At 71.1% G+C, this 16278-nt stretch carries 17 protein-coding genes; 2 read left to right on the forward strand and 15 right to left on the reverse strand.

Features of this window, described 5'->3' with window-relative positions:
• Nucleotides 1-33 precede the first annotated feature (33 nt).
• The 10 genes from B2363_RS12240 to B2363_RS12285 all read right to left on the reverse strand — a co-directional run bounded on the left by B2363_RS12240 (nucleotide 34) and on the right by B2363_RS12285 (nucleotide 9897).
• Nucleotides 34-1032 carry an ABC transporter permease gene (locus tag B2363_RS12240; protein ID WP_206679962.1) on the reverse strand — a complete coding sequence of 333 codons (999 nt, stop codon included), beginning with the start codon at nucleotides 1030-1032 and terminating at the stop codon, nucleotides 34-36.
• Nucleotides 1029-2672 carry a sugar ABC transporter ATP-binding protein gene (locus tag B2363_RS12245; RefSeq protein WP_181753804.1) on the reverse strand — a complete coding sequence of 548 codons (1644 nt, stop codon included), beginning with the start codon at nucleotides 2670-2672 and terminating at the stop codon, nucleotides 1029-1031. Before B2363_RS12245 ends, B2363_RS12240 begins: the two co-directional genes overlap by 4 nt.
• Nucleotide 2673: 1 nt before the next feature.
• Nucleotides 2674-3639: a sugar ABC transporter substrate-binding protein gene (locus B2363_RS12250; protein WP_181753802.1), complete on the reverse strand. Its 966-nt coding sequence runs from the start codon at nucleotides 3637-3639 to the stop codon at nucleotides 2674-2676.
• A complete protein-coding gene (locus B2363_RS12255; protein ID WP_286930572.1) occupies nucleotides 3636-3824 on the reverse strand; it encodes a hypothetical protein in 189 nt (62 codons plus the stop codon). Before B2363_RS12255 ends, B2363_RS12250 begins: the two co-directional genes overlap by 4 nt.
• On the reverse strand, nucleotides 3821-4630 hold the full coding sequence (locus B2363_RS12260; protein ID WP_286930573.1) for an SDR family oxidoreductase: 810 nt from the start codon (nucleotides 4628-4630) through the stop codon (nucleotides 3821-3823). The genes B2363_RS12255 and B2363_RS12260 overlap by 4 nt, the downstream gene beginning before the upstream one ends.
• Nucleotides 4627-6135, reverse strand: coding sequence for an AMP-binding protein (locus B2363_RS12265; RefSeq protein ID WP_181753798.1), 1509 nt, complete (start codon nucleotides 6133-6135; stop codon nucleotides 4627-4629). The genes B2363_RS12260 and B2363_RS12265 overlap by 4 nt, the downstream gene beginning before the upstream one ends.
• Before the next feature lie 203 nt (nucleotides 6136-6338).
• Nucleotides 6339-7319: a sugar ABC transporter substrate-binding protein gene (locus B2363_RS12270; RefSeq protein ID WP_286930574.1), complete on the reverse strand. Its 981-nt coding sequence runs from the start codon at nucleotides 7317-7319 to the stop codon at nucleotides 6339-6341.
• A gap of 158 nt (nucleotides 7320-7477) precedes the next feature.
• A complete protein-coding gene (locus tag B2363_RS12275; protein WP_286930575.1) occupies nucleotides 7478-8236 on the reverse strand; it encodes an SDR family oxidoreductase in 759 nt (252 codons plus the stop codon).
• 16 nt (nucleotides 8237-8252) lie between these two features.
• Entirely contained in the window at nucleotides 8253-8921 is a 669-nt protein-coding gene (locus B2363_RS12280; protein ID WP_286930576.1) for a histidine phosphatase family protein, read from the reverse strand.
• Nucleotides 8922-8925: 4 nt separating this feature from the next.
• On the reverse strand, nucleotides 8926-9897 hold the full coding sequence (locus B2363_RS12285) for an NADPH:quinone oxidoreductase family protein (RefSeq protein ID WP_181753790.1): 972 nt from the start codon (nucleotides 9895-9897) through the stop codon (nucleotides 8926-8928).
• Between the two features lie 71 nt (nucleotides 9898-9968).
• Between B2363_RS12285 and B2363_RS12290 the strand changes: the two genes are divergently transcribed.
• Nucleotides 9969-11369, forward strand: coding sequence for a hypothetical protein (locus B2363_RS12290; RefSeq protein ID WP_286930577.1), 1401 nt, complete (start codon nucleotides 9969-9971; stop codon nucleotides 11367-11369).
• Nucleotides 11370-11424: 55 nt separating this feature from the next.
• Nucleotides 11425-13239: an endonuclease/exonuclease/phosphatase family protein gene (locus B2363_RS12295; protein WP_286930578.1), complete on the forward strand. Its 1815-nt coding sequence runs from the start codon at nucleotides 11425-11427 to the stop codon at nucleotides 13237-13239.
• Here B2363_RS12295 and B2363_RS12300 read toward each other — a convergent pair.
• From B2363_RS12300 to B2363_RS12320, 5 genes are read right to left on the reverse strand one after another with little or no spacing between them, the layout of a single operon-like run.
• A complete protein-coding gene (locus B2363_RS12300) occupies nucleotides 13226-13975 on the reverse strand; it encodes an enoyl-CoA hydratase-related protein (protein ID WP_286930580.1) in 750 nt (249 codons plus the stop codon). The genes B2363_RS12295 and B2363_RS12300 overlap by 14 nt on opposite strands.
• A complete protein-coding gene (locus B2363_RS12305) occupies nucleotides 13972-14838 on the reverse strand; it encodes an alpha/beta fold hydrolase (protein ID WP_286930582.1) in 867 nt (288 codons plus the stop codon). Before B2363_RS12305 ends, B2363_RS12300 begins: the two co-directional genes overlap by 4 nt.
• Complete coding sequence (locus B2363_RS12310) at nucleotides 14835-15512, reverse strand: nitroreductase (RefSeq protein WP_286930584.1); 678 nt, start codon at nucleotides 15510-15512, stop codon at nucleotides 14835-14837. Before B2363_RS12310 ends, B2363_RS12305 begins: the two co-directional genes overlap by 4 nt.
• 20 nt (nucleotides 15513-15532) lie before the next feature.
• On the reverse strand, nucleotides 15533-15976 hold the full coding sequence (locus B2363_RS12315; RefSeq protein WP_286930585.1) for an OsmC family protein: 444 nt from the start codon (nucleotides 15974-15976) through the stop codon (nucleotides 15533-15535).
• A 41-nt stretch (nucleotides 15977-16017) separates the two neighbouring features.
• On the reverse strand, nucleotides 16018-16275 hold the full coding sequence (locus B2363_RS12320; protein ID WP_181753776.1) for an HPr family phosphocarrier protein: 258 nt from the start codon (nucleotides 16273-16275) through the stop codon (nucleotides 16018-16020).
• Nucleotides 16276-16278 lie beyond the last annotated feature (3 nt).

Consider the following 16278-nt stretch of genomic DNA (forward strand, 5'->3'; position numbering starts at 1 on the left):
TCGGCGCCCGCGGGATGGGGTGGGGGGACGGCGCTATGCGGCGGCTCGTCGTCGGGCGAGCGTTCCCACGCCGACGCCCAGGATCAGCAGCAGGCCCTGGAAGAAGTACTGCCAGTAGGTCTCGAGTCCCACCAGGGCGATGGAGTTGAAGCCGACCGAGACGGTGATGACGCCGACGAGGGTGCCGAGGATGTGGAACTGCCCGTCCCGCAGCACGGCGGAGCCGAAGAAGGACGCGGCGAACGCGCTCAGCAGGTACGTGTCGCCCGCCGAGACCGCGGCGCTGCCCGTGCGGGAGGCCAGCAGGAATCCGGTGACCGCCGCGCACATCGAGCACACGACGAACGCGATGACGCGCACGCGGTCGACCCGGATGCCCGACAGCTCGGCGGCGACCCGGTTGCCGCCGACGGCCTGCATGGACTGCCCGAGGACGGTCCGGTTGAGCAGCCACCACAGCAGCGCAGCGATGACGAGCATGATGTAGACGGGGTACGGGATGCCCAGGAACCGGCCGAACGTGATCTCCAGGAAGGCGTCGGGATCGCCCAGGGCGATGGGGGCGCCGTCGGAGATCATGTAGTTCACGCCGATCACGATCGTTCCGACGCCCAGTGTCGCCACCAGCGCCGAGACGTTCATGAAGGTGACGACGAACCCGTTGATCAGGCCGACGATCGCGCCGACCACCAGGATGGCGACCAGCGCGAGCGGGATCGAGAGGTTCTGGTTCACCATCAGCGCGCACGCGGTCACGCCGGCGAGACTCGCCGTGTTGCCGATGCTCAGGTCGAACTCGCCCGTCACCAGGACGAACGTCAGGCCCATCGCGATGATCGCCGACAGGGCGCTCTGGTTCAGGATGTTGATCGCGTTGTCGACGGTCGGGAAGGTGGTCGGCGCCAGGATCGACGTGCCGATGATGAGGATGGCGAGGACGAGCAGCGCGCCGTACCGGCCGAACCACTCGAAGAAGTGGGCGTGGGACTTCGGGGCTTCCGAGGTCGGTTCGTTCTCCATCAGGCTGGTCATGCGGGCTTCTCCGTTTCGGTGGTGCCGGAGCTCTCGGAGCTGCCGAAGCACAGGGCGGTGAGGTGGTCCTCGTCGAACTCGCTGGCCGGTACCTCGGCGACCAGCTGTCCTGCGCGCATCACGAGGACGCGGTCGCAGATCGCGAGCTCCTCGAAGTCGCTGGAGATGACCAGGACCGAAGTCCCCTCCGAGGCCAGTCCGGTGATGATGCGGTAGATCTCGGCGCGTGCGCCGACGTCCACCCCGACGGTGGGCTCGTCCAGGACGAGCAGTCCGGGGTTGGTCCGGACGTACTTGCCGACGACGACCTTCTGCTGGTTGCCGCCGCTGAGGTGGTGGGCCGTGTCCCGGATGGAGCGGGCCTTGACGGAGAAGCGCTCCATCAGCGCCTCCCCCGTGGACCGCGAGGACTTCGGCCGGAACCGCGCCCGCATGCTCGATGCCGAGCCGTGCTCGGCCATCGCCAGGTTGTTCTCGACCGTGTCGGTCAGGACCAGGCCCTGGCTGCGACGCTCCTCCGGGACCAGCGCGATGCCGGCCCGCAGGGCGTCGTGCGGCGACTTGGGTGCGTACGGCTCGCCGCCCAGCGTCATGGTGCCGCCGGTCGCCCGATCGGCTCCGATCAGCAGCCGCGCCAGCTCGGTGCGGCCCGCGCCGACGAGTCCGGCGATGCCGACGATCTCGCCCTCGTGGACGTCGAACGAGGCACCGAGGACCCGCGGTGCGCGGCTGAGACCGCGCACCCCCAGGCGCACCGGACGGGTCTCCGCGACGCTCTCGTCCGCCTCGGCCTCCAGGCGCGACACCAGCTTCTCGACCTCGCGGCCGACGATCTGGGTGGTCAGCTCCTGACGGTCGGTCTCCGCCGAGTCCAGCGTGGCGACCTTCTGACCGTTGCGGAACACCGTGATGGTGTCCGACACCTGGAGGACCTCGTCGAGCCGGTGCGACACGTAGAGGATGCCCACCCCGTCGGAGGTCAGCTCGTCGATCACCGACATGAGCTTGCTGGCCTCCTCGTCGGTGAACGAGGCGGTCGGCTCGTCCATCGCGATGAACCGAGCGTCGCGCATCAGCGACCGGCCCAGCGACACCATCCAGCGGTCGGAGACCGAGAGCTGCTCGACCTCGATGTCGAGCGGGATCTCGAAGCCGAGTCGCTCCTGCACCGCCTTGGCCTCACGGCGCAGGCGGCGCAGGTCCAGGATCCCGAACCGGCCGGGATGTCCCGATCCCATCGCCATGTTTCGCAGGACCGAGAACTTCGGCACCAGGTTCAGCTCCTGGTGGATGAAGCTCAGGCCCAGGTCCGCGGCGTCACGCGGGTTGGCCACCTCGACGCGCTCGCCGTCGAGGAGGATCTCGCCCTCGTCGGCGCGCTCCAGGCCGGCCAGGATCTTCACGAGGGTCGACTTCCCCGCGCCGTTGGCACCGCACAGCGCGTGCACCGAGCCGGGCCTCACCTCGATCGAGACGCCGTCCAGAGCCCGACTGCCGCCGAACGACTTGGAGATGCCCCGCATCTGGAGCAACCCGGACGTCACGGGGGCCGGGTCGGGCCCGCCACCTGCTGGGGAACCGGTCATGGTCTTCTCCTCGTCGCCCTGCGCGGGCACGTCGAGCTCTGGACGGATCGTCATGTCAGGACGCGTCCGCGCCGGGGTTGTCCGCCAGGTACTGGTCCAGCGTCTCCGGCGTGATGATCGGGAAGGGGATCTCCTCGGTCTTCGGCTCGGCCTCGGGGCCGCCCTCGATGACGTCGGGCGTCGCGTCGAAGAGCATCTGGGCAGCACCGGTGGTGTCCGGGGCGGCGGTCGCGGCGAGCTGGCCGTCCTTGAGCGCCTTCAGCGCGGGCGGCGTGCCGTCGTAGCCGTAGATCTGCACGTCGTCACGACCCGACTGCTTCGCGGCCACGATGGAGCCCATCGCCGGGTCGTCGAAGCACGCCCAGATCGCGAGCGGCTCGGAGCCCTTCGGGTTCTTGGCGAGCCACGTCGTGGCGAACTTCTGGCCCGACTCCAGCTGGCCCGGGATCAGGACCTCCTGGCGGTCGACCGTGATGTCGGTGCCCTCGACGGTCTCGTTGAAGGCCTCCTCACGCAGCTGGCACGGCAGGCCCGGCTTGTAGCCGAGGGCCAGGACGCGGCCCTTGCCGCCCATGTTCTCGACCATCGCCTCGGGAACCTCGACGCCCGGCGAGACGACGAGGTCGAAGGTGACCCCCTCGGCGCCGCCACCGGCGATGGAGGCCACGGGGATGCCGGCGGCCTCCGCCGACTTCAGCCCGGCCGTCAGCGACTTCGACTCGATGACCGAGACGATGATCATGTCGACGTCCTTCTGCACGAAGTCCTGCATCGCGCCGATGGCCTTGTCGACGGCTCCGTCGGGGTTGGCGGTCGTGACCTCCCAGCCCTCCTTCTCGGCCATGTCCGTGTACTTGTTGATCACCGCTTCGGTCGTCACCTCACTGGGTGCGAAGCGGACGATGCCGACGGAGAAGGCGTCGTCGCCACCGTCGGAGCCGGAGGACGAGCCCCCACAGGCGGCGGCTGTCGCGAGTGTGAACGCCAGGGTCGTGCCGAGTGCAACGCGTCGAAAATTCATCGAGCCTCCTCAAGCTCAAGCCCACTCGAGGTTGAGTGGTGCTTCTGGTCCCCCGAGAGTCGCCCGCGGGCGACTGTGGCGGCGGCGGCGTCCGCGTGGACTCCACCGCCCATCACGAGGCGTGGTGCCACGGCGATGTCTTGGGCGAGTTCGTCGATGACGAGCTCGGTCGGCCTGGTGCTCATGCCAGCGACTCCTGGTAGCGGCGCATGCCGCGCAACCAGCGGTCGTAGTCGGACGCCTTGCGCCGGTAGAACTCCAGGACGTCGGGGTGAGGCAGGATCAGGAACTCGTCGGTGGCCAGCGAGGCGACGACGATGTCCGCCACCTCGAGCGCCTCCAGGACGAGTCCGGCCTGCGTGACCGCCTTGGCGCCCTGGCGTGCCGCCTCGCTGTCGGAGTCCGCACCGCTGTTGAGCATCGCGGTGTTGACGCCCATCGGGCACAGGCAGCTGACGCCGATCCCGCGCGACCCGTAGGTCACCGACAGCCACTCCGCGAACGCGACCGCCGCGTGCTTCGTGACCGAGTAGGTGGCCGAGCCGATCTGCGTCAGCAGGCCGGCGGCCGAGGCGGTGGACAGGAAGTGGCCGCTGCCGCGCTCCAGCCAGCCCGGCACGAGCAGCTCGGCGGCTCGCACGTGCGCCATGACGTTGACGTCGATCGAGGTCTGCCAGTCCGACGGCGTCGCGTCGAGGTTCTCCCCGAGGCCGACACCGGCGTTGGCGGCGTAGAGGTCCACCGGGCCGAAGGACGACTCAGCGAGCGCGATCGTCGCGCGGATGTGCTCGACGTCCGAGCAGTCGCCGGCGAGCGCCTCGATCGTGCCGGGGTGGTCCGCGGCGATGGCCTCGACCTCGCTCTTCAGGCGTCTCTCGTCGAGGTCGGTGGCGACGACGCGGGCACCGTGCTCGACGAAGCGGCGGCATAGCGCCGCGCCGATCCCGCCCCCGGCGCCGGTGACGATCGCGACGCTGCCCTCGAGGTTCATGCGCGGCCGCCCTGCGCGGCGACGGAACGCAGCTCGTCCCGGTCGATCGCCCGCTTCAGGATCTTGCCGGTGGCACCCTTCGGCAGGGCGTCCACGAACGCGAACAGGCGCGGGACCTTGTAGGCCGACAGGCGCTCCTTGGCCCAGGCGCGGATGCTCTCGGGCGTCGCGTCCGAGCCCTCGGTCAGGACCGTGACGGCCGCGATCTCCTCGCCGTAGTGGTCGTCCGGGACGCCGACGACGGCGACCTCGACGATGTCGGGGTGCTCGTACAGCACCTCCTCGACCTCGCGCGGGTAGACGTTGTAGCCACCGCGGATGATGAGGTCCTTCACGCGGTCGACGATGCTGAGGTAGCCGTCCGCGTCGATCGTGCCGATGTCGCCGGTCTTGAGCCAGCCGTCGCGCAGGTCCGAGGCCGTGGCGTCGGGCCGGTTCCAGTAGCCCTTCATGATCGTCGGGCCGGTGACGTACACCTCGCCGGGCTGGTCGGGACCCAGGACGTTCCCCTCGGGATCGCGCACCTCGATGCGGGAGCCGGGCAGCGCGGGCCCGACCGTCCCGGTCCGCTGCTCGCGGGTGATGTCGTTGAACGTGGCCGCGCCCGTGGACTCGGTCAGGCCGTAGCCCTCGAGGATCGCGCAGTCGAAGCGGTCCTTGAACGCACGGATCACCTCGACCGGGAGGCTCGCGCCGCCCGACGTGGCCAGCCGCAGTGCCGCGAAGTCCTGGGGCGAGTGGTCGCCCTCGGCGTGCAGCATCGCGTTCCACATCGTCGGGACGCCGGCCATGGTGGTGAGCTCGTCGGCCACCATGACGTCGAGCATGACCTTCGGGTCGAACGGGTGGACCAGGGAGAACGAGGCGCCGGTCGCGAGCGCCGTGTTCATGCAGACGGCCTGGCCGTAGACGTGGAACAGGGGCAGCCCGGTGCCGAAGCGGTCGTCGGGGCTGATGTCGAGGACGGGCTGGAACGACGAGACCGTGTCGACGAGGTTCGCCGCGGTGAGCTCGGCGCCCTTCGGGCGGCCGGTGGTGCCCGAGGTGTAGAGGATCAGCGCGGTGTCCTGCGGCGCGTGGTCGTGCGGCTCGGTGAGGGGCTCGGCGTCGAACGAGAATCCGGGGTCCAGCTGCCAGAAGTCGAGACCACGGTCGGCGGCCGCCGCCCGGGCGTGGGCCGCGCACTCGTGCCAGGCGATGACGAGCGTGGCGCCCGAGTCGTCGAGCACGTAGCCGATCTCTGGCTCGGTCGACATCGTGTTCATCGTGATGACGGTGACGCCGGCGGCGTGCAGGCCGTAGTAGACCTCGGGGAACTCCGGGATGCTCGGCGCGATGAACAGCACGCGGTCCAGCGGAGCGACTCCGGCGGCGCGCACGGCGCCGGCGACCTGCTCGTTGGTGCGGCGCAGCTGCCCGAAGGTGATGGTGCGCGGTGAGCGGATCGCCACCCGGTCGGGCTCGGAGTCGGTGTGGGCCCAGACCTCTGTGGCGATGTTGACCATGCGGGGAGCCTTTCGACGATGCGTGTGACCTATGTCACCGAGCAACGTATGTGAAACCGATCACGGGTTCAATAGAAAACTGAACTCAATTTCAGAATCTCCGGGCCATCTTCGCGTGGTCCCGATGGGCCATGGCGTGCGCCCGAAGATGCGGAAGGCCCGGCACCGCAGGGCGGTGCCGGGCGTTCTGGACGGAGCAGGGCCTACTTCACCTCGTCCGGGTACTTCTCCGCGAACTCGTCGTAGGACTCCTTCGTGACCACGAAGGTCGGGATCGGGATGTCCTCCGGCTCGGCGTCGACGCCGCCCTCGATGACGTCGGGCGTGCGCTCGGCCAGCTCCGCGCCGGCCCCCGCGACGTCGATGAACGCCGTGGCGCGCATCGCGCCCGACTGCACCGCGGTCACCGCGGCGGGCGTGCCGTTGATGCCGTAGACCTTCACGTCGTTCCGGTCCGCCGAGCGCAAGGCGCTGACCGCACCGAGTGCCGGGTCGTCGAAGCACGCCCAGATGGCGAGGTTTCCGCTGCCCTCGGGGTTCTTGGCCAGCCACGCCTGCGTGAACTTCGTGCCGCTCTCCACCTGGCCGGGGATGGCCACCTCCTGGCGGGTGACGGTGATGTCGCTGCCTTCGAGGGCGTCGTTCAGCGCCTCCTCGCGGCCGATGCACGGCAGACCGCTCTTGTAGCCGAGCAGGAGCAGCTCCCCCTCGCCGCCCATGTCGTCCACGAGCTGCTTCGAGATGTCGGTCGAGACCAGTGCACCGGAGTCGGCGTTGAGCGGCACGCCCTCGCCGGAGCCGCCGCTGAACGAGATGATCGGGATGCCGGCCTCGGTGGCCGCGCGCACGCCGCCGGTGATCTGGTCGGTCGGGAAGACGGTGACGATGATCAGGTCGACACCCTTCTGGACGAAGTCGTTGACCGCGCTGATGGCCTTGTCCACCGAGCCCTGGGGATCGACCTTCGTGACGTTCCAGCCCTCCTCGTCGGCGACGTCAATGTAGGAGTTGATCGCCTTCTCGGCGGTCTCGTCCGTCGCCGAGAACTGCACGATGCCGATGTCGTAGGACTCGTCCCCTCCCCCGCCACCACTGTCACCGTCGCCGTCCGAGCTGCCACAGGCGGACGCGGTCGCGAGGACCGCGGCCATCGTCGCCCCGAATGCCATGCGTCGAATGTTCATCGAGCCTCCTCAAGCTCGAGTCCGCCGCGGACGGGCGGACCCACGACCTGCTCCGAGGACGTCGGAGCGACGTCGATGTGAGGTAGGTCACGATGAACCTAGGTGAAGCCAAACTCAACTTCAATAGTGCCGACGGGTGAGATCGCCGGCGCCTCGACTCAGACGAGCTTGCGCACCACCGAGAGCGGGGCGTGCTTCATGACCTGCCCGATGGGGGCCCAGGGCCAGGCGGGCACGGCGGCGTCGACGACTTCCTTCTCGATGTACTTCACCATCGCGGCGGTGCCCGTGGCGGTGTCGACCATGAGCCTCTGCTCCTGCTCGACCTGCGCGTTCATCTCGCTGGCGATGTAGCCCGGGTAGAGCGTCGTGACCTTGATGTCGTGGCCCTTGCGGCCGATCAGGTCCGAGCGGATTCCCTCCGCGAGGTGCGCGACGCCGGCCTTCGTGGCCGCGTACGTCGTCATCGACGAAGGCATGCCACGCATGGCGGACATCGACGAGATCAGCACGAGGTGCCCGGCCCCGCGCTCGTAGAAGTGCTCCATGGCCGCCTCGGCCTGCGCGAGCGCGGCGACGAAGTTCGTCATCGCGGTCTCGCGGTTGGCCTCGAACTTGCCGGTGCCGATGCGGCCGCCCTTGCCGAGGCCGGCGTTGACGATCACGCGATCGAGACCACCGTGGGCGGCGGCCGCCTCGCCGAACACCCGGAACACGGCGTCGTGGTCGTTGACGTCGAGCGCGTGCACGGAGACCTCGATGCCCGGGCGCGCGGCCACGAGCTCGGCCCGCAGCGCCTCGAGCCGCTCGACCCGTCGGGCCGTGATCGCCAGGTGGTGTCCGGACGCGGCCAGGTGGCGGGCCATCCCCTCGCCCAGCCCCGAGCTGGCGCCCGTGATCAGCGTGTTCCGTCGCATGTCGCTCCTCGTGGTGTCAGCGGAAGGTGACGTCCGCGGCACGCAGGTGGCTGTGGTCGTTGAACGTCAGCACCCGCGGCCCCGTGCCGCCCACCATGAGGGTAGTGACACTGCTGTTGACCACGACGTCGTTCAGCTTCTGGAACGCCGAGTCGTCGCCGGTGATCAGGTGCGACGCCACCATCGCGATCGGCCCTCCCGAGGTGAACACCAGCACCCGCCGGCCCTTGCCGGAGGCGAGCTCGACGGCCTCGTCGAAGCCCGCCATGACGCGCTCCCGGAACAGCGCGTACGGCTCGGTGAAGTCGCCCTCGCCACTGCGCCACACGTCGATCGCGGCGTTCAGCGCGGCCTGGAACTCCTTGGAGTTCTTGGTCAGGGCTCCCGGGTCGAACGCGGTGGCGACGGCGAGGTGGTCGTACTCGTTCCAACGGGGGTCGACCTCGTAGCCGGGCAGGCCGGGGTCGGCGTCCTCCTCACCCAGTCCGCTGGCGTCGATCGCGGCGATCGCGGTCTGGGCGTGACGCAGCATCCCGCCGGCGACGGCGTCGGTGAAGACGGCTCCGCCCGCCTCCCAGCCCGCGCCGAGCGCGGCGGACTGGCGGGTGCCCAGCTCGCTGAGGCGGTCGTAGTCGTCGGTCCCGAAGGACGCCTGGCCGTGACGAACCAGGTGCAGGGTTCCCACGTGCTCAGAACTCCAGCACGAGCTTGCCGGTGGCCTGCGCCCGGTCGAGCGTCAGCAGCGCCTCGGAGGCGTCCTCGAACGCGAACGACTGTCCGACGATCGGCTTCAGCGCGCCGGAGGCCAGGTGCTCGACCATCGCGTCCCACTGCTGCTTGATCAGGCCGGGGCGCTTCATCGCGTAGGCGCCCCAGCCGACGCCGACGGCCGAGAGGTTGTTGAGCAGCAGGCGGTTGGCGGCGATCTTGGGGATCTCGCCGGCGGTGAAGCCGATGATGAGGATCCGGCCGTCGTCGACGAGGCAGCGCAGGGAGTCGGTGAAACGGTCGCCGCCGGCCGGGTTGCCCACGGGGTCCACGACGATGTCGACGCCGCCGGACGCCTTGACGGCATCCTTGAAGCCCTCGGAGAGCACGTACTCGTCGGCGCCCGCGGCCACGGCGATCTCGCCCTTGACATCGGTGGACGTCACGGCGATCACGTGGCCGGCACCGAATGCCTTCGCCACCTGGATCGCGGCGGTGCCGATGCCGCCGGAGGCACCATGCACCAGCACGCGCTCGCCCTCGGCGAGGCCGCCGCGGTTGACCAGTGCGAAGTAGACCGTGGCGTAGTTGAACATGAAGGAGGCGCCCTCGGCGAAGGACACCGAGTCGGGGAGCTTGAACGTGAGGAGCTGGTCCGCGACGACCTGCTCGGCGAAGCCGCCGAGCATCGGCAGTGCGGCCACGCGGTCGCCCGGGGCGAAGCCGGAGTCCGCGGGCGCCTCGACCACGACCCCGGCCACCTCGGCGCCCGGAGTGAAGGGCAGCGGAGGCTGTAGCTGGTAGCGGCCGCGGCTCTGCAGCAGCTCGGGGAAGGCCACGCCGGCGGCCTTGACGTCGATGAGGACCTGGTCCTCGCCACGCTTCGGGGCCTCGACGTCGACGAGTTCGACGGCCTCGGGACCGTCGAGGGATGTGATCTGGATCGCTCGCATGCCCTGAGCGTAGCGGATATCTAAGCGCTTGCTTAGTGCCTGTCCACGAACTTGAGGATATCCTCAGGTTCATGTCCACCGGAGTCCGCTTCCCCACCGACAGTTCCACCGCCACCGCGCGCCAGGTCGTGGCCGACGCGCTGCGCAAGGTCGATCCGGTGGGTGCGCAGGCGGCCGAGCGCGAGACGAACTGGCGCCGCGGCTACCTCATCCACTTCTCCCGCCTCCTCGAGGCGGGGCTCGCCACGCCCGAGGACGCCGTGACGATCGCGACCGAGGGCCTGCGCAGCATCCACGAGCAGATGCGCTGCGGCGACGGCTCGCTGGCCGAAGCACTCGACTCCCGCGCCGCCGGTCACGAGTGGACGACCGTGGACATCGCCGGTGAGGCGGCGCCGGAGACCGAGCTGAGCGTGCCCTACCGCGGCGAGCGGCTCACCGGTGCCGCCCTGGACGAGCAGCTCGACGACTGGGTCCGGCGCGGCGTCGTCGAGCCGACCTTCTCCGAGGCGATCCGCGAGGTGGCCGACCACCCGGAGTGGCTGCGGCTCGAGGGCGACACCGTCGTGGTGCTGGGCGCCGGCGCCGAGATGGGTCCCTACCGGTCGCTGCTGCGGTGGGGCGCCGACGTCGTCGCGGTGGACCTGCCGCGCGCCGACATCCAGAAGCGCATCCGCGACCACGCCCGCGAGGGTGCGGGGCGGGTGCGGCTGCCCGTGGGCGGCAAGGAGACCGGGGCCGACCTGCTGCACACGCTGCCCGAGCTCGGCAGGTGGCTGGAGGACCTCGAGGGCCGACTCGTCCTCGGCACGTACTGCTACGCCGACGGGGCCACCCACGTGCGCGTCTCGGCCGCCGCCGACGCCATCGCGGCCCGGCTGGTGGCACAGCGCCCGGACACGGCCCTGGCCTACCTGGCCACGCCGACCGACGTCTTCGCCGTGCCGGCGGGCGCCGTCACCACCTCGAACGACGCCTACGAGAACGGCCGCCGCCTGCTGCGCGCGCCGTTCCGGACCCTCAGCGGAGGACGCCTCCTGCAGCGCAACTACCCGCCGGACGTGGAGATCGGCGTGTGCGACTCGCTCGTGCCGCAGCAGGGTCCGAACTACGCCCTCGCCAAGCGGCTGCAGCGGTGGCGCGCGGCCGCGGCGCGCCACGACGGTGCCACGGTGTCGCTGAACGTCGCGCCGGCGACGCGCACCGCCTCGGTCGTCAAGAACCGCGCGCTCGCCGCGGCCTACGCCGGGGCGCACCGCTTCGGCGTCGAGGTCTTCGAGCCCGCCACGAGCAACGTGCTGATGGCCGCCCTGCTCGTGCACGACCTGCGCAGCGACCGGGCCCCCGAGGAGGAGCCGTGGCGCGAGGAGGCCTACGCCGCCGCGCACGGTGGACTGTGGACCGCCGGCTACCACCCGCGGTCCGCGCTGGGGCTCGCCGCCGTCCTGGGCTTCGCCGGCTCCCGCGCCTGAGCGCTGCGACGGTGAGGCGCTCCCAAACGGGCCGGGGAGCCGGTAGAACGGGGCCATGAATCGCCTCGGTGCCGCGTCCGCCGTCCACCTCGCCGCCGGGACGTGGCTGCTGATCGACCTGTGGCGGGCGTGGACACCGACCCTCATCACGATCTTCGGTCAGGCCGCGACGACGCCGCCCGAGCTGATCGGCGCGTTCGCGTTCGGGTGCGTCCTCGTCCCGGTGCTGCTCGTGGCCGTCGCGCGGCGCCTCGGCCGCGAAGGCACCTTCGCCGCGGCAGCGCTCGTCGTCGCGCTGGTGGGACGGTTCGCGCTCCAGCTCACCGAGGGAGGCCACCTGCACCTGGTCGTCGCCTCCGTCGCGGGGATCGCGGCGATGACCTGGCTCTCCCTCGCGCTGCCCCGGCACCGTGACGCGGCTGTCACCGGCGTGGTCGCCGGCCTCGCCGTGTCGGTGACCACTCACGCCGCGCTCGGCACGTGGGGCGCCGTCTGGCGTGACGACGTCTGGGCGTCGCTGCTCCTGGCCGCCCAGCTCGCCGCGTGCCTTGCAACGCTGCACACCCCCTCGGAGGGCCGAGGAGTCGGCCGCCGGTTCGCCCTGACGGTGATGCCGGGCCTCTTCCTCGCCGGCGTGATCGTCGCGAACGCCGGGCGCGCCTCGGCGACGCTGGGCGACGCTGGTCTCGCCGCGGTCGCGTTCGGCGCCACGCTCGCCGTGGCGGCGACCCTCGTGCCCGTCACGCGAGTCACGGCCGCGGTGGCCGCGGTCGTACTGGTGGGCGCGGTCGCCGCCTCAGCCCTCGTCACGGACGCCGACGGACTGCTGCCCGCCTGGACCGTGGTGGCGTTCGTGGTGGGGATGCCGGCGCTCGCCCACCTGTGGCGCGCCGCCGACCGCGGGGACCGCGGCACCTCGATGACGCTGGCACTCGGCGGCCTTGTCTGGGTGGCGCTGCTCTTCGCGTACTACGCGGGCTACGACCTGGGCTACCGCGCCGACTGGCTGCTGGTGGGCGTCGCGCTGGTCATGGGCGTCGTCGCCGCTACCGCTCCCCCGGCGCCGGTGATGACCGCGACGCCCAGGACGCTGGCCGCCATCGGCGTGACGGCCCTCGCCGCGGGAGTCGTGGCCGCGGCGGCCCCTGCCCTCACCATCCGTCCGTTCGACACCTCCGAACTTCGGGACGACGAGGTTCGCGTGGCGGCCTACAACCTGCGCATGGGCTACGGGATGGACGGCGTGTTCCGCCCGAAGGCCGTCGCCGCGATCCTGGTCTCCGCCGACGTCGGGCTGGTCAGCGAGATCGACCGCGGCTGGTTCCTCAACGGGGGCCAGGACCAGCTCGCGATCCTCGAGCGCCTGACCGGCCGAACGGCCTGGTGGGGCGCCGCGGCGGACCCCGTGTGGGGCGACGCCGTCCTCGTCGATGCGAACCGAGCCCGCGTCGAGCGGCGGGCACTGCCGTCGCACGGTGCGGTCACCGGCGCCCAGGCGATCGCGGTGCAGCCGGACGGACCGTGGGAGTCGACGTGGTTCGTGTCGACCCACCTGCAGCCCGTCGGGAGCGACGAGGGCGTCACCGCACAGTCGGCCGACCTCGCCGCGTGGCTGCGCGAGCTCGGCGGCTCGATGATCCTCGGCGGCGACTTCAACCTGCAGGAGGGCAGCGCCGCCTACGACAACGTCATCGACGTGGGACTCGTCGACGCCGCTCCCGGCGGCGCCGACACGAGCCCGGCGGACGCCCCCGTGAAGCGGATCGACTACCTGTTCTCGACGCCCGACCTGGTCGCCTCGGACGTCGAGGTGCCGGGCCTGTGGGCCTCGGACCACCTGCCGGTGGTCGCCACGTTCACGCGCCGGTGAACTTGGCCTGACGCTTCTCGCTGAACGCGGCGACGCCCTCGGCGAAGTCGTTCGAGGCGCCCAGGACGCCCTGCTCGACCGTCTCGGCCGCGAGGGTCTCGTCGAGGTGCGCCAGCGCCGCGGCGTTGATCGTGGACTTGATCCGCGCGTAGGCCATGGTGGGGCCGGACTTCAGCTGGTCGACCAGGCCGTCCACCGCGGCCTGCCACGCGTCGGCGGTCACGCAGTGCGTGATCAGGCCGGCGGCGTGCGCCTCGGAGTTCGGCAGCTTCTCGCCCAGCATCAGCAGGCGCGTGGCACGGGCCCGGCCGATCGAGGCGGCGATCAGCTCGTGCGCGGCGCCGTCGCCCATCAGGCCCACGTTGACGAACGCCTGGAGGAAGTAGTCGTCCTCCTTGGCCACCTGGAAGTCCGAGGCCAGCGCGAGCGACGAGCCGATGCCGGCGGCCAGGCCGTTGAGCGCCGCGACCACCGGGAACGGGGCCTGCGTCAGCGCGTGGATCAGGCGGTCGGCAGCCTCGAGGATGCCGGTGTTCGTCGCGCCCGGGGCCATGACGGCGCCGGAGCAGAACGCGCGGCCCTCGCCGGTGATGACCGCGACGCGGACGCCCTCGGCGTCCTCGAGCGCGTCGCTCATCTGCTCGAACATCTCGGTGGTCACCGAGTTGAGTCGCTGCGGGGCGTTCAGGGTCAGCGTCAGCACGCCGTCCGTGCGGTCGACCAGTAGGTCGGTCATCGTCTCCTCCATTGTCCGAGCAGGGTCTGCAGCACCGCGATGAGCGCGGTGGGCTGGTCCAGCATGATGTGGTGCCCCGAGTCGGGGATCACGGTGACGGGCACGTTGCCGCCGAGCCGCGACCGGATCTCCTCGGTGATGTCGGTGGTGGCCATGCCGCGCTCGCCGCGCAGCAGCGCCACCTCGCACGCGCTGCGAGCCACGTCCGCCGGCTCCATCATCGAGCGCAGGAAGACACGGGGGTCGAACTTCCAGGTCCAGCCCGAGCCGTCGTCGCGCACGACGTGCTGGATCGAGCCGCGCGCGATGTGGTCGCGGATGTACGGCAGGCACGACGGGTCCTCGGGCAGCGTGCGGAAGCGGGCCACCATGGTGCGCGCGTCGGGGTAGAGCGGCATCGTCAGGTCGGCGCGGTCGGCGCGCCACGAGCGGGCCTCGGGCGACACCGCCTGGACGGGCGAGTCGATCGCGGCCGCTCCGAGCATCCCGGCGCCGTGCTCGCGGGCGGCGGTGAGGGCGACGAACCCACCCATGCTGTGCCCGAAGACCACCGGCTTGTCGGTGGACTCGGAGGTGGCCACGGACATCACCTCGCCGGCCCAGGCCTCGAGCGTGTAGGCCTCGCGTCTGCCGCTGTCGCCGTGCCCGCTGAGGTCGAGCGCGAGGATGCGGTGATCGACCGCGAGGTGCGGGGCGACGTGGTCCCACCAGCCCGCGTGGGCGGCGCCGCCGTGCACGAGCACCACGACGGGATCACCCGGCTGCCCCCACGCCCGGTAGGAGATGGGCACGCCGTCGACGTCGATCTCGAGGTGCTGGGGCTTCTGGTCGAGCGCCCACGTGAACCAGTCGGGAACGGTCACCGGTGGAACCTCGTCACGTCGTCGAGCGGGGCCCGGCCGGCCCGGAACGAGTTGGCCGGGTGGTCGGGGTCCGCGTGGCCGAAGGAGATGCCGCAGACGACCAGCCGGTCCTGCGGCATCTCGAGCCACTTCCGGAGGAAGTCCGACTTCTGCGCCAGCGCCGCCTGGGCGATGGTGGCGACGCCGCGCGCCTGGGCGGCCAGCAGGAACGACTGCACGAACAGGCCGCAGTCGATCGCCGCGTAGACGCCGAGCGACTCGGGCGCGGAGATGATCGCGACGTGCGGGGCGCCGAAGAACTCGAAGTTCCGCAGCATCTCGCGCGCGGACCCCTCACGGTCGCCCTTCGCGACGCCGACGGCCTCGTACAGCTGCCAGCCGACCTCGCGGCGACGCTCGGCGTGGACACCGTCGTAGCCCGGCGGGAACGGGTAGTCCGAGCCCAGCGAGGCGTCGGCCATGAGGTCGTCCCGCAGCCGCCTGAGGGCCTCGCCGGAGACGACGTCCACGTGCCACGGCTGGACGTTGCACCACGACGGCGTGCGCGCGGCGGACGACAGGATCGCGCGGATCTCGTCCTCCGGGACGGGCTCGTCGGTGTAGCCGCGACAGCTGAAGCGGGAAGCCAGCAGCTGGTCCAGGACCTGAGCCGGTGCCGGTGCCTCGTCGATCATGGGGCCACCGTACCGGCGGCTCAGACCTCGGACGACCGGACCTGCACCACGCGCACGGGCGAGGGCAGCTCGACCGTGCGGCTGACGGTGCACAGCTTGTGGTGCGACTTCTCCATCGCGTCGGGCACGCGCTCGGCCATCTTCTGGCCGTCCTCGTCGTTGTCGAACGCGATGTCGAGGGTGACCAGCAGCTTCTCCAGCAGGTGCGCCCCGGCGGAGTCCTTGACCTTGTGACCCTCGACCGCGATATCGAACCGGTTGGGCTCGGCACGCTTGGTGAGCGCCTCCACGGTCAGGCCGGTGCACCCGCCGAGGGCGACCAGCAGCAGCTCCACCGGGGTGAAGTCGGTGTTCTGGCCCTCACCGATCGAGATGACGCCACCGCGCCCGTTCTCGGCGCGGTACTCCATCGCGCCGGTGCGGACCAGGTGGACACTGCGCAGGGTTGAGGATTCGTCGCTCATGCCTCGACAGTAAGCGCCTGCGCACCGGCGCGCTCAGCGGGTCAGGCGTCGAGATCGGCCTCGACGAGGGCGGCGATCTTGACCAGCGCCGCCTCGTCCTCGCTCTCGACGGTGACCTCGGCGCCCTGGCCCGCGCCGAGCGTCATGATCATCAGGGCGGAGCCGGCGTCGACCGGCTCACCGCCGGCGGTGGCGAGGGTGACGGGCACGCCGGTCTCGGCGACGGCCGCGGCGATCGTGGCGGCCGGGCGGGCGTGGAGGCCGACGGCCGATCCGACGGTGACGGTCTTGCTGGGCATGGA

Origin of the sequence: Aeromicrobium sp. UBA7512, from assembly GCF_002476985.1 — a bacterium.
GTDB classification, from domain to species: Bacteria; Actinomycetota; Actinomycetes; order Propionibacteriales; family Nocardioidaceae; genus Aeromicrobium; species Aeromicrobium phoceense.